Here is a 12,655-nt window from a genome sequence, read left to right on the forward strand (position 1 = left end):
CTCTTCGGATTATTTATAGGAGGAACATATAATGAATTTATTAGAAAAAACGCGTAAAATTAACTCAATGCTCCAGGCATCTGCTGGTAAGCCAGTAAACTTTAAGGAAATGGCAGATACATTAGGTGATATTATTGATAGCAATGTATATATTGTTAGTCGAAAAGGGAAACTTTTAGGCATATCAATCCACCAACAAATCGAAAATGAACGTATGAAAAAGATGTTCGAAGAGCGTCAATTCCCTGAAGAATACACACATAGCTTATTTACAATTTCTGAGACGTCATCGAATTTAGATATTAATAATGAACATACGGCATTCCCAGTCGAAAACAAAGAATTGTTCCAAAATGCATTAACAACAATTGTGCCAATTGTTGGTGGTGGTGAACGTTTAGGTACTTTAATTCTTGCTCGTTTATCTGCTCAATTCGAGGACGATGATTTAATTCTTGCTGAGTATGGTGCAACAGTAGTAGGAATGGAAATTTTACGTGAAAAATCTGAGGAAATCGAAGAAGAAGCTCGTAGCAAAGCTGTTGTGCAAATGGCCATTAACTCACTATCATACAGTGAATTAGAAGCAATTGAGCATATTTTTGAGGAACTTGATGGTAATGAAGGTTTATTAGTAGCTTCAAAAATTGCGGACCGAGTGGGAATTACACGTTCAGTTATTGTAAACGCATTACGTAAACTAGAATCTGCAGGTGTAATTGAATCTCGTTCTCTTGGTATGAAGGGTACGTACATTAAAGTATTGAACGATAAATTTTTAAACGCGTTAGCTGAAATTAAAATGAAATAAAATGAGTAAACGACAGGCTCTCTCAAATTTTTTTGGGAGAGCTTTTTTTTTACGTGTATTTGGACTTGATAAGTGGTAGAATTGGTTGTTATTTCATTAGTGATGTTTTATTAGGAAAATGTGTCGAAATTGGTAAAGGTAAAAAAAGGGAAATCCTTATTACTAATACAGTAAACACTGTCGAAATAGTGTTAAATAACTAGAAAAAGAAAGAAAATGCGTGAAAACTAGTCCTATAAAGGGTCGAGATAGTTTTGTCCTGGGTCCTGAAGTTAAAAAATAGGGCGTATATACTATTAAAAAGTGACAAAAGACAATAGACACTACGTAGCATCTTAATTACAATTGTATTATTGGATAAATAAAGAAGTAATAGAAGAGGTGAATGGTTTTGAATTTATTTGGAGGAACTATTAGTAGCCTGGAAAATGGACTTTCCTATGCAACTTTGAATCATAAAACAATCGCGAATAACATAGCGAATGTCGATACGCCAAATTATAAGGCGAAAAATGTAAGTTTTAAGGATATGTTGGAAACAGAGAAGGAAATATCTATTTCGGCATATCGTACGGATAATAGACATTATGATTTCTCGATTAGACAATCTACGCCAGGTGTAAATAACATGGATGGCTTACGCTATCGAAATAACGGTAATGGTGTAGATATGGATGCTGAACAAGCGAAATTAGCAGAAAATCAAATCTACTACAATGCTTTAATTGATCGTGTAAACGGTAAGTTAAATACATTAAATACTGTTATTAAAGGAGGTAAGTAATTAATGTCTATCTTTCATGGGATGAACACCACTGCCTCTGCTTTAACGGCACAACGATTACGAATGGATGTCATTTCTTCTAATATGGCAAATACTGATACGACTCGTGCTAGACAGGTAAATGGTGAATGGGAGCCTTATCGACGCAAGTCTGTCACTCTTACTGCTCAAGAAAATCAGTTCTCAAAATTCTTTAATGTTGCACTTGGTAAAAATGCGAAGAGCGGTGTTGGGAATGGCGTAAAGGTTTCACAGATTAAAGAAGATAGAGAAACACCTTTCAAATTGGTGTATGATCCAACACATCCAGATGCCAATGCAGATGGTTATGTCAATATGCCGAATGTGGATCCGTTAAAAGAAATGGTGGATTTAATGTCAGCCACTCGTTCTTACGAGGCAAACATAACAGTTTTCAATGCGAATAAATCTATGCTTACAAAAGCATTAGAGATTGGTAAATAATATATAGAAAGGATGATACATAATGACAATTTCGTCCGTTTCACTAATGACACCTACTCAGGTTGTAAACGAAACAAATAAATTGAATACGACACCTTATGAAGCACAACAGAGCTTTGCGAATTCGTTAAAAGAAGCTATTTCAAAAGTAAATGATCAGCAAATAACATCTGATAATTTTACTAAAAAGCTAATAACTGGTGGAGACGTAGAGTTGCACGAAGTGATGATTGCATCACAAAAGGCAAGCGTTACATTAAATGCAACAATTGAAGTTCGCAATAAGGTGATTGAAGCTTACCAAGAAATAATGCGAATGAGTGTCTAACTTTATTAAATAGGTGTTAAAATGCACCATTAAATAAAGACAAGTTTCCCATAGTTGTCATAGGAATTTTGCTGTTACAGGTGAAAAAATTGAAAACTATGGGGTACCACTGTTATCGCGAATTATTAATTGCTAGGTTATTCACTATAACCGGAGGATTCATAATGAATGAACGATTGACGAAAATAAAAAACGACACCAGCCAATTTTGGACAAGTCGTAGTAAAAAACAAAAAGGTGTAATGATTGGTTCTGTAGTAGGTGTGATAGTACTTGCAGCTGTTATTACATTTTTCGCTACAAAAACTACATATGTACCACTCTATAAAGATTTGTCAACGAGAGAAATTGGTCAAGTGAAGGAGGCGTTGGATACCCAAGGTGTAAAATATGAAATTGCACCTGGCGGAACTTCCATACTCGTACCTGAACAACAAGCTGATGCTTTATTAGTGCAACTAGCATCAGAAGGATATCCTCAAACCGGCACGATTGATTACTCGTTTGCTAATAGTTCTGGCTTTGGTATGACAGATAATGAATTTAACTTATTGAAAAAAGCAGCAACAGAAACAGAAATCGGCAAACTGATTAAAAATCTAGAGGGTGTAAAAGATGCAAAAGTTATGATTACTTTACCTGAAGAGGGTGTTTTCGTAACGGATGTAAAAGAAGATGCAAGTGCTTCTATTGTTTTAAATACCGATCCTGGCTATAAGTTTACGGAACAACAAATTGCTACTATGTACAACTTAGTAGCAAAAAGCATTCCAAATTTAAGCACAGATAATATCGTTATTTCCAACCAGTTTTCGGAGTACTTTGATTTAAATGCTGCAACTGCTGATGCTTCATCAACAACTACAGCTGAAGGTCAATTACAGATGAAAAAAATGGTGGAACGTGACTTGCAGCGTCAAGTACAGAATATGCTTGGTACATTAATGGGGCAAGATAAAGTAATTGCATCAGTTACAACAGATATCGATTTTAAAAAAGAAAATCGTGAAGAAAATATAGTGACACCAGTTGATGAAGAGAATATGGAGGGCATTGCTATTAGCGCCCAACGTATTACTGAATCCTATTCGGGTTCAGGTGCGGCAGCGACGGGTACACCTGAGGCAGAAACAACTACAGATAACTTCACAACCTATAATGAAGGTGCAATGGGTGACGGAGATTACGAACGTACGGAAGAAACTATCAATAATGATGTCAACCGTATTCGTAAAGATATTCAAGAGGCACCTTATAAAGTCCAAGATATCGGTATACAAGTAATCGTTGAGCCACCGACAGCAACAGACGCAGCATCGCTACCAGATGGTGTGCTAGAAGATATTGAGAAAATTTTAAGTACTATTGTACGTACAACAATTTCAAAAGATGTAGCAGCTGAACTTACGCAAGAGCAAATTGATGAAAAAGTGGCTGTTTCAGTACAATCCTTAAATGGTAAAGCAACAGATGTAGGTAGTGAAAATCCAGTTATTCCATGGTGGGTTTGGGTCATTGGAGGCATTTTACTAGCTGTCATTCTATTACTAGCATTCTTCATCATTCGTTCTCGTAAACGTGCGAAGGAAGAAGAAGAACTTAGTATCCTAGAAGAACAAGAAGAACTAATGATTGATGATATTAATGAAGAAATTGAAACGGAAGCTACAATGCGTCGTAAGCAACTTGAGAAAATGGCTAAAGAGAAGCCAGACGATTTTGCGAAGTTACTGCGTAGTTGGATTGCGGAAGACTAACTAGGAGGTTCGGCTGTGTCCAAGAAAGATAAGGAATTAACCGGAAAACAAAAGGCCGCACTCTTGTTAATTTCACTAGGGCCTGAGGTTTCAGCTTCTGTCTATAAACATTTAACTGAAGAAGAAATTGAACGTTTAACGTTAGAAATTTCAAGTGTTAAAAAAGTAGAAGCGAACGTGAAAGAAGAAATAATAGAAGAATTCCATAATATTGCCCTTGCGCAAGATTATATTACACAAGGTGGTATTGGTTACGCGAAAACAGTACTTGAGAAAGCACTTGGCATGGAACAAGCCCAAACGATTATTAATCGTTTAACATCCTCTTTACAAGTGCGACCTTTCGACTTTGCACGTAGAGCTGACCCATCGCAAATTTTTAACTTTATTCAAAATGAACACCCGCAAACGATTGCCCTTATTCTGTCTTATTTAGAAGCAGGCCAAGCAGGTGTTATCTTATCTTCACTTCCGCAAGAGGTGCAGGCAGATATCGCCAAACGTATTGCCATGATGGAGTCGACTTCACCAGAAGTAATTAGTGAAATTGAGTCTGTATTGGAACGTAAATTATCATCTACGGTCACACAGGATTATACAGAAACAGGCGGCATCGATGCTGTCGTTGAAGTATTAAATGGAGTAGATAGACAAACCGAAAAAACCATTCTGGACGCACTCGAAATTCAAGATCCTGAACTTGCTGAAGAAATCAAAAAACGCATGTTTGTATTCGAAGATATCGTGACGCTCGACAACCGCTCTATTCAGCGTGTTATTCGTGATTGTGAAAATGAAGATTTACTGCTTTCAATGAAAGTGTCAAGTGAAGAAGTAAAAGACATTATTTTCCGCAATATGTCACAACGAATGGCTGAAACGTTTAAAGAAGAAATGGAGATTATGGGACCTGTACGTTTACGTGACGTAGAGGAAGCACAATCTCGCATTGTAGCTGTTATTCGTCGCTTAGAGGATGCTGGTGAGATTATTATTGCACGTGGTGGAGGAGATGACGTCATTGTCTAGAATCATCCGTTCCGTATATACACAATCCAATGGCGAAAATGTGAAAGAGATACAAATTCGTGACATGTTTGAAATACCCGAAATTGAAACAGATGAAACATCCCACAGCCAAATTACTATGGAAGACGTACTTATAGAACGTGATCAGTTGCTTGCTGAGGCAAGAGCTGCACTACAAAATGAGCGTGAGGCTTTTGAGCAAGAAAAACAATTGTACTTCCAAGAAATTGAGCACATGAAACAAAGTTGGGAAGAAGAACGACCGAATCGCGTACAAGAAGCTTACGATGAAGGCTTTGGTCAAGGCTATGAGGATGGTACAAACAAAGCCAATGAAGCAATGGCACAATCCTTACACACTGCCAATGAAGTTATTGTACAAGCAGGAGAAAATGCGCAGAAATATATTCAAGACCAAGAGGCTATCATTTTGGAACTTGGATTGACAGCGGCAGAACGAATTATAGGTGCTTCACTAGAACGAGATGATGAAATGTTTGTGTCAATCGTCAGAAGAGGGCTAAAAGAAGCGAGAGAAATGAAAGAAATAAAAATCTACGTTTCGCCGACCTATTACGGGTTAATTACTGCAAATCGTGATGAACTTGCTGAAATGTTCCCAACAGATGTACCATTTATGATTTTTGTTAATGAAGATTTAGAAAACGAAACAGATTGTTTTATCGAAACAAATCATGGCCGTATCGTTGTAAGTATAGATGAGCAGTTAAATGAATTGAGATTAAAACTACATGAAATATTAGAAAGTAAGGAATGATCTAGATGAAAACGGCTCAATTAATCGAACAAATTCCTAATATACCAACCTTTAAAAAGTTTGGTAGAGTGACGAGAGTTGTCGGCTTGATGATTGAGTCGCAAGGTCCGGATAGTTCCATCGGTGATGTATGTAAAATACATGTTGAAACATCGAAAAACGGCCATCAAATCATTTTGGCAGAGGTCGTTGGTTTTAAAGACGAAATCGTAGTCCTTATGCCCTTTACCTCGCTGCGTGAAATTTCGATTGGTTGCTTAGTTGAAGGTACTGGAGCACCACTCGAAGTAAGGGTTGGGCCAGAGTTAATTGGAAAAGTACTTGATTCTATGGGGAATCCTATTGATGGTACATTATTACCAAAGGGTCTAATGACTGTACCAACAGAGCAAGACCCGCCGAATCCGCTGACACGTCCACCTATCGATGAGAGACTTGAGGTTGGCGTAAAAGCGATTGACGGTATGTTAACAGTAGGGAATGGACAACGGGTCGGGATTTTCGCTGGTTCGGGGGTCGGAAAAAGTACATTGCTCGGTATGATTGCGCGTAATACGCAAGCTGATTTAAATGTAATTGCATTGGTTGGAGAGCGTGGTCGTGAGGTTCGTGAATTTATTGAGCGTGATTTAGGACAAGAGGGATTGAGTCGCTCGATTGTTGTAGCGGCAACATCTGATCAGCCAGCACTTATGCGTATTAAAGGTGCTTTTACAGCGACAGCTATTGCGGAGTATTTTAGAAATCGTGGTTTAAATGTCATGTTAATGATGGACTCTGTGACACGTGTTGCAATGGCACAACGTGAAATCGGGCTTGCTACTGGTGAACCACCTGCTCAAAAAGGTTATACGCCATCTGTATTTGCGATATTACCTAAATTATTAGAGCGTACTGGCACAAATGAAAAGGGTTCTATCACGGCCTTTTATACTGTCCTAGTAGATGGGGATGATATGAATGAGCCGATTGCTGATACTGTTCGAGGGATTTTAGATGGACATATTGTACTTGATCGAAATCTTGCTAACAAAGGACAATATCCGGCGATTAATGTGTTGAAAAGCGTTAGTCGCTTGATGAATCATGTGGCAGAGCCTGAACATAAAAAGGCAGCAGAACGTTTGCGAGAGCTCTATTATACATATGACAAGTCAGAGGATCTAATTAATATCGGCGCTTATAAACGGGGAACGTCACAAGAAATTGATGAAGCGATTCACTATGAACCGCTTATAACTGCTTATTTAAAGCAAGGATATTTAGATAAGGTGACACTTGAAGAAAGTATGAATGAGTTAATTACATTATCGAACGGTGGGGGCAAATAGATGGTCAGTTATATATATCGTTTTGAAAAAGTGTTAACCATTCGTGAGCAAGAAAAGAATGAAACCGAAATCGCCTATAAAGAATCTGTACGTTCTTTTGAAGAAATCGCAACAAAGCTATATGATTTGCTGAAAAAGAAAGAAAATTTACTAGAATTTCAGCAACAACGTTTAGCTATAGGTTCGTCGATAGAGGAAATTCATCATTATGCCCGCTTTATAGACAGCCTTGAAAAAACAATCGCAGATGTGCAGCAAAAGGTTGTCCAAGCGCGTGCAAAGATGAACTGGCATGAAGAAAAATTATTAGAAAAAAACTTGGAAGTACGTAAATTCGAAAAAATGCGCGAAAAAGATTTTAAAGTGTTCCAACAAGAACAAGATCGTATTGAAGGTATTTTTTTAGATGAAATTTCATCACTTACGTACAACAAGAAAGAAATCAGGTGATTTCATGGCAAAAAACAATCGAATTGTAAAAGAGTTAGAGGAACAGCAACCAACGCGGAAATCTGGTGGTTTTCAAAAGTTTTTCATGTGGATACTGCTACCGATAATGTTTGTTGTAGCTGTTCTACTTATAGTCGCTACATTGATGAATACCAATGTCTTTGATTTAGGTAAAAAAGCTCTAGGAAACTTACCTTTTGTTGAATCAGAGGAACAGCAAGCGAAAGATGCTGTTGTTAATAACGATTCAAAGGTAGTCAACTTACAGGCTGAAATCCAAGAAAAAGAAGCTGAAATTACACAATTGCAAAAGAAATTGGATTCAACATTGACTGAAAAAGAACAGCTAATGACAGAGAAAGAACAATTGCTTTTTGAAATTGAGAAATTAAAAAGAGAGCAAGACGACGTTAAACGAGATTTTAATGATATTTTGACAACCTTTGATAAAATGTCTGCTAAAGCAGCTGCACCTGTACTCATTAAAATGAGTGATGCAGAAGCTCTTCGCATTTTATCGAACTTAAAACCAGATAAATTAGCAGCAATCCTTGAGAAGATGGATCCACAAGATGCGGCCAAATATACAGAAATGATGTCGAAACAATAAGATCTGAAAGGGGGTGAAAAAATGAATATTGCAATGATGCAAATGATGACTTCTAAAGTGGCTACAGCTAAAAATGTAACAACAACTAAGGCAGACGTTCAAACAAATGCAGTAACGCCAAAAAATCATTTATCTACATTTGGATCTGTCTTTGGACAAGTAATGTCCTCAACAAACCAAGCTCAGCAGACAACACAATCTTCGGGTGCTAAGGAGGAAGCAGGGCTGGCTGAATTAGCGGCTGTATTGGATGCAGAATCAATGGAGGAACTTTTGAATTTATTGGATATTCCACATGATGACGGCTTGTTAATGCTCCAAGTTGGAGAAGATGGCAAAGCAGTTGCAATCGATGAAATGCTAAATCTGGACGATCTAATGGCTGCATTAAATATTGATGCAGAGCAATTGCAAAAATTAGTGCAACAACTATTAGGCGAAGAACAGCAAGCAGGCGATGTATGGGAGCTACTAGCATTAGTTGATGCGCAAGCACCATTGCTTCAAACACAGATAGTATCCGCTTTACAAGGTGAAGGAGAAGTAACACCAAAAGAAGCAACACAGTTACTTCAGGTCTTAAAGCTGGCTGAATTAGTAGGACAGAAAACTGATTTAACAGCGACACAAGAAAACCTGCTAGCGAATAGTAAAAACTTTTTATCAACGATGCAAACACAGATTGAAACTATTCAAACTGCCTTACAAGTAATGACAAAAACAACTGCTACATTGCCATTACAGGGCTTCCAACAAGTTGTCCAGCAAGTACAAGTAACGAAACAGACTGATACAAGTGCTAACGAAATGGTCACATCAAATACAGTACAAACAAAGGCAGACACATATCAAGTCACACTGCCAGCAGCAAAACCAGCCCAATCTGAGGCATTACTGAAAGAGATGCAAGCCATTATCAACAAAGCTCAACTCTCTAATGCACAGGGCATTACCCGTTTAACATTAAAATTGTATCCAGAAAATCTGGGGACAATTCGTATCGAGCTAGTACAAAATGATGGCGTCTTGACGGCACGTCTTCTTGCTTCTACTGCGCATGGCCGTGAACTACTTGATAGCCAAGCACATCAATTAAAGCAAGCCTTTGTCCAGCAGAACATCCAAGTCGACAGGCTTGATATTGCGCAGTCATTGCAGGATGCAGATCGCCAACAACGTGATCAAAGCTTCTTTAATAACTTCTTTAAGCAACAGCAAGAAGAAGAGCAAGAGCAAAAAAATGACGATGACGATGATAGCAAGTCCTTTAGTGACTATCTAATAAATGAGGAGGTGTAAGCATGGCAGAAGTTAAAACAACAAATACAACGATAACGGATAGTCTTTACTATTCAAACTACAAGAAACCAGTTAAAGAAACAGGTAATAGCGAACTTGGTAAAGATGCTTTTTTACAATTATTAATAACGCAATTAGCAAACCAAGATCCAACAAATCCAATGGATGACCGTGAATTTATCGCCCAGATGGCCCAATTCTCTTCTCTTGAGCAAATGCAAAATATGACTAAAGGGTTGGAGGCCTTATTAGCCTCTCAGCAGCAAACACAACTTATGAACTACTCATCTTTTGTGGGTAAGGAAGTAAAATGGCATGAATTAACAGAGGAAAAAGATGATAAGGGTAAACCGATTATAAATGAAGGTACAGGCGTTATTGAATCGGTAAAATTCGTGGAAGGTACTGTAGTGTTTATATTAGCTGATGGTAAAGAAATATCCCCTGGTAATATCTCAGCTATTACAGGCGGTAATAACTCGTCAACTGAATCACCACTTGTACAAGCAAGCAAGCTAATAGGTAAAAATGTTACTTATCAGGATGGCGAGCAAGAGCTCCAAGGACGTATTGTCTCGGTGACAAGTAAAGATAATGTTATTTACTATGTATTAGATAATGACAAAAAACTAACAGGTAAAGAATTCACAGTAATCAGCGAATAGAGGTGGGGATTAGGATGGATAAGTTTTCAATTCATCGTGTACCATTGCATCCAACTATTCGCCAAACGCAACATACGCCCGTTAGGTCTCAGCAATCATTTAGTGCTCATTTACAGGAGGCCACTCAGCAACAGGAGCTGAAAGTAAGTAAGCATGCCCATGAACGCATTGTCGAGCGTAATATTGCGATTACTGAACAAGAATGGCAGGTTGTTTCTGACAAGGTATTTGAGGCACACTCAAAAGGTGTCAAACAACCATTAGTCTTGATGGAACAAGCAGCTCTAATTGTCAGCGCAAAAAATGCAACTGTCATTACAGCGATGGATCGCACGGAAGCAAAACAACAACTGTTTACCAATATTGATGGCACTATTGTGCTTTAAGGCTGGACCTTCTGATGTAAGGAAGCCTTATGTGTAGCTGACTGACTGAAGCACACAATTCAAAAACGAAGGGAGAACGACAACAATGTTACGTTCTATGTATTCAGGTATTTCCGGTTTAAAAAACTTCCAGACGAAGCTTGATGTTATTGGTAATAACATCGCTAACGTTAACACGCATGGCTTTAAAAAAGGTCGTGTTCTCTTTAAAGATTTAATTTCTCAAACGCAAGCTGGTGCTTCTGGAGCAACTTCTACTCGCGGAGGGGTAAATCCTCAACAAATAGGTTTAGGTTCACAATTAGCTGCTATTGATACAATTCATGGTGGAGGTTCATTACAAGGTACCGGCCGTGCACTTGATTTAGGTATTGAAGGTGATGGTTTCTTTATGGTTGCAGATGCAAATAGTGCACCTGATGACACAGGTGCAGTTACAGAAGAAGGCTTCAATAATACGCTATTCACGCGAAATGGTGTATTTTATATGGACAAGAATGGTTACTTGGTGAATGCAGATGGTAAATATTTAGTTGGTGTAACTGCTGGGGATGAACTTGTGGTTGAAGCCGATGACACAGGTATCCTTCCTGAAGACGCACCGAACGCATCAGGCGATGATGGTGCAAACTTGTTTGATGATGATGGTGTATTAACTCCTGAAGAAGGTACATTAGGACCAATCCGTATTCCTACAACTGCGAAGGAATTGTCGATTGGACAGGATGGTACTGTCACATATGTTGATTTAAACGGTGATCTTCAGTGGGCAGGTCAGCTGATTATGGCTAAATTCCCGAATGCTGGTGGTCTTGCGAAAGTGGGAAGTAATTATTATCAACAAACAGCAAACTCTGGTGCAGCATATGGACAAATTGGTACTGTAGCTGGTATGGGGAAAATTCAATCTGGTGCTTTAGAAATGTCAAACGTAGACCTTTCTGAGGAATTTACAGAGATGATTGTTGCACAACGTGGTTTCCAAGCAAATACGCGTATTATCACAACTTCAGATGAAATTCTTCAAGAGCTTGTTAATTTAAAACGCTAGTGTTAAGTAATTGAAGAAGTTCAATTAGCTTTGAATGCCAAACCATGAGGTCGCTTTAATCCCTCAGGTGAAATCGAGAAAAAACTTTGACATTAGTACTCTGGTGTGTATGATTGTGCTAGTGTTGCATCAGCCACAGGACGTGCTTGTTAGGTGTAAACGGCGTTCTGCACTATAGAAACATAAATTCAATATGAGGGAGGGTCGGGCCGGCTCTCGTGTTAGACCCGGCCCTATTTCAATGATTGAACTATCACGTCTAAATGGCAAAGCATTTACTTTAAATGCTTTATACATAGAAACAGTCGAATCTTTTCCAGATACGACCATTACTTTGACGACTGGAACAAAAGTCATTGTTTTACAGAGTGAAGATGAGGTGCGACAAAAGGTAACAACCTTTTATAAAAATATACAAATACTATCAAACCCGCATCTACGAGGTGAAGAAGATGAAGAATAATAAAATGTTAACGATGCTCATCATTGTATTAGTGGCCATCATACTAATTGGGGTTATCGCTTTTGTATTGCTAACTCAATTCAATAAGCCCGCAGCGTCACTTGAGCCAACGATTGATGAGGTAGTAGAAACTCTTGTGGATGTGCCAGAGATTACAACAAATCTTGCAGATAAGCGCGTTGTACGAATGACGCTAAAAATTCAAACAACAAGTAAAGATGCTGCTGCTGAATTAACAAAACGCCAGTTCCAAACGAATAACATCATTATTGAGGAACTTTCCGAAATGACGTTAGATAGTTTGGAAGGTAAACAAGGTAAGCAAATGTTCCAAAAGGCACTAAAAACACAATTAAATGAACTGATGCAAGAGGGAGAAATTCAACAAGTGTATATTACCTCCTTCATCACTACTTAAAAAAACAGAAACTGCTTGAAATGGAGGTGG

At 38.2% G+C, this 12,655-nt stretch carries 16 protein-coding genes; all 16 read left to right on the plus strand.

The genetic code is table 11. The annotated features are described in order from the left end of the window. Positions 1 to 31: 31 nt before the first annotated feature. The 16 genes from codY to fliL all read left to right on the plus strand — a co-directional run bounded on the left by codY (position 32) and on the right by fliL (position 12,625). Complete coding sequence (gene codY, locus C9J31_RS05575; protein ID WP_107923084.1) at positions 32 to 811, plus strand: GTP-sensing pleiotropic transcriptional regulator CodY; 780 nt, start codon at positions 32 to 34, stop codon at positions 809 to 811. A gap of 391 nt (positions 812 to 1,202) precedes the next feature. Beyond that, the gene (gene flgB, locus C9J31_RS05580) at positions 1,203 to 1,595 is read left to right on the plus strand and encodes a flagellar basal body rod protein FlgB (RefSeq protein WP_054767131.1); all 393 of its coding nucleotides are present in this window, start codon (positions 1,203 to 1,205) and stop codon (positions 1,593 to 1,595) included. A 3-nt stretch (positions 1,596 to 1,598) separates the two neighbouring features. Next, on the plus strand, positions 1,599 to 2,060 hold the full coding sequence (gene flgC, locus C9J31_RS05585) for a flagellar basal body rod protein FlgC (RefSeq protein ID WP_054767132.1): 462 nt from the start codon (positions 1,599 to 1,601) through the stop codon (positions 2,058 to 2,060). 22 nt (positions 2,061 to 2,082) lie between these two features. Then, positions 2,083 to 2,388, plus strand: coding sequence for a flagellar hook-basal body complex protein FliE (gene fliE, locus C9J31_RS05590; RefSeq protein WP_054767133.1), 306 nt, complete (start codon positions 2,083 to 2,085; stop codon positions 2,386 to 2,388). 164 nt (positions 2,389 to 2,552) lie between these two features. After that, positions 2,553 to 4,145, plus strand: coding sequence for a flagellar basal-body MS-ring/collar protein FliF (gene fliF, locus C9J31_RS05595; protein WP_107947749.1), 1,593 nt, complete (start codon positions 2,553 to 2,555; stop codon positions 4,143 to 4,145). Between the two features lie 15 nt (positions 4,146 to 4,160). After that, positions 4,161 to 5,174: a flagellar motor switch protein FliG gene (gene fliG / locus C9J31_RS05600; protein WP_107947751.1), complete on the plus strand. Its 1,014-nt coding sequence runs from the start codon at positions 4,161 to 4,163 to the stop codon at positions 5,172 to 5,174. Next, the gene (gene fliH / locus C9J31_RS05605) at positions 5,167 to 5,952 is read left to right on the plus strand and encodes a flagellar assembly protein FliH (RefSeq protein ID WP_107947753.1); all 786 of its coding nucleotides are present in this window, start codon (positions 5,167 to 5,169) and stop codon (positions 5,950 to 5,952) included. Before fliG ends, fliH begins: the two co-directional genes overlap by 8 nt. A gap of 5 nt (positions 5,953 to 5,957) precedes the next feature. Next, a complete protein-coding gene (gene fliI / locus C9J31_RS05610) occupies positions 5,958 to 7,283 on the plus strand; it encodes a flagellar protein export ATPase FliI (RefSeq protein WP_054767135.1) in 1,326 nt (441 codons plus the stop codon). Further along, positions 7,284 to 7,733, plus strand: coding sequence for a flagellar export protein FliJ (gene fliJ, locus C9J31_RS05615; RefSeq protein WP_107923081.1), 450 nt, complete (start codon positions 7,284 to 7,286; stop codon positions 7,731 to 7,733). Next, complete coding sequence (locus C9J31_RS05620) at positions 7,690 to 8,343, plus strand: MotE family protein (protein WP_107923080.1); 654 nt, start codon at positions 7,690 to 7,692, stop codon at positions 8,341 to 8,343. Before fliJ ends, C9J31_RS05620 begins: the two co-directional genes overlap by 44 nt. A gap of 21 nt (positions 8,344 to 8,364) precedes the next feature. Further along, positions 8,365 to 9,642, plus strand: coding sequence for a flagellar hook-length control protein FliK (locus tag C9J31_RS05625; protein WP_107947755.1), 1,278 nt, complete (start codon positions 8,365 to 8,367; stop codon positions 9,640 to 9,642). Positions 9,643 to 9,644: 2 nt separating this feature from the next. Next, positions 9,645 to 10,307, plus strand: coding sequence for a flagellar hook assembly protein FlgD (flgD, locus tag C9J31_RS05630; protein WP_107947757.1), 663 nt, complete (start codon positions 9,645 to 9,647; stop codon positions 10,305 to 10,307). A gap of 14 nt (positions 10,308 to 10,321) precedes the next feature. Next, the gene (locus tag C9J31_RS05635; RefSeq protein ID WP_107947759.1) at positions 10,322 to 10,693 is read left to right on the plus strand and encodes a TIGR02530 family flagellar biosynthesis protein; all 372 of its coding nucleotides are present in this window, start codon (positions 10,322 to 10,324) and stop codon (positions 10,691 to 10,693) included. Positions 10,694 to 10,778: 85 nt separating this feature from the next. After that, positions 10,779 to 11,744, plus strand: coding sequence for a flagellar basal body rod protein FlgG (gene flgG / locus C9J31_RS05640; RefSeq protein ID WP_107947760.1), 966 nt, complete (start codon positions 10,779 to 10,781; stop codon positions 11,742 to 11,744). Positions 11,745 to 11,985: 241 nt separating this feature from the next. Then, positions 11,986 to 12,207, plus strand: coding sequence for a flagellar FlbD family protein (locus C9J31_RS05645; RefSeq protein WP_054767214.1), 222 nt, complete (start codon positions 11,986 to 11,988; stop codon positions 12,205 to 12,207). Further along, positions 12,197 to 12,625 (plus strand): flagellar basal body-associated protein FliL, encoded by a 429-nt coding sequence (gene fliL / locus C9J31_RS05650; RefSeq protein ID WP_107947762.1) that lies wholly within the window; start codon positions 12,197 to 12,199, stop codon positions 12,623 to 12,625. The genes C9J31_RS05645 and fliL overlap by 11 nt, the downstream gene beginning before the upstream one ends. The last annotated feature ends 30 nt before the right edge of the window (positions 12,626 to 12,655 follow it).

This window comes from Lysinibacillus parviboronicapiens (assembly GCF_003049605.2).
Taxonomy (GTDB): domain Bacteria; phylum Bacillota; class Bacilli; order Bacillales_A; family Planococcaceae; genus Lysinibacillus; species Lysinibacillus parviboronicapiens.

Coding starts and splice junctions, on each gene's coding strand:
- codY (WP_107923084.1), top strand. CDS start 32: ATGAATTTATTAGAAAAAACGCGTAAAATTAACTCAATGCTCCAGGCA.
- flgC (WP_054767132.1), top strand. CDS start 1,599: ATGTCTATCTTTCATGGGATGAACACCACTGCCTCTGCTTTAACGGCA.
- fliE (WP_054767133.1), top strand. CDS start 2,083: ATGACAATTTCGTCCGTTTCACTAATGACACCTACTCAGGTTGTAAAC.
- fliF (WP_107947749.1), top strand. CDS start 2,553: ATGAATGAACGATTGACGAAAATAAAAAACGACACCAGCCAATTTTGG.
- fliI (WP_054767135.1), top strand. CDS start 5,958: ATGAAAACGGCTCAATTAATCGAACAAATTCCTAATATACCAACCTTT.
- fliJ (WP_107923081.1), top strand. CDS start 7,284: ATGGTCAGTTATATATATCGTTTTGAAAAAGTGTTAACCATTCGTGAG.
- C9J31_RS05620 (WP_107923080.1), top strand. CDS start 7,690: ATGAAATTTCATCACTTACGTACAACAAGAAAGAAATCAGGTGATTTC.
- C9J31_RS05625 (WP_107947755.1), top strand. CDS start 8,365: ATGAATATTGCAATGATGCAAATGATGACTTCTAAAGTGGCTACAGCT.
- flgD (WP_107947757.1), top strand. CDS start 9,645: ATGGCAGAAGTTAAAACAACAAATACAACGATAACGGATAGTCTTTAC.
- C9J31_RS05635 (WP_107947759.1), top strand. CDS start 10,322: ATGGATAAGTTTTCAATTCATCGTGTACCATTGCATCCAACTATTCGC.
- flgG (WP_107947760.1), top strand. CDS start 10,779: ATGTTACGTTCTATGTATTCAGGTATTTCCGGTTTAAAAAACTTCCAG.
- C9J31_RS05645 (WP_054767214.1), top strand. CDS start 11,986: ATGATTGAACTATCACGTCTAAATGGCAAAGCATTTACTTTAAATGCT.
- fliL (WP_107947762.1), top strand. CDS start 12,197: ATGAAGAATAATAAAATGTTAACGATGCTCATCATTGTATTAGTGGCC.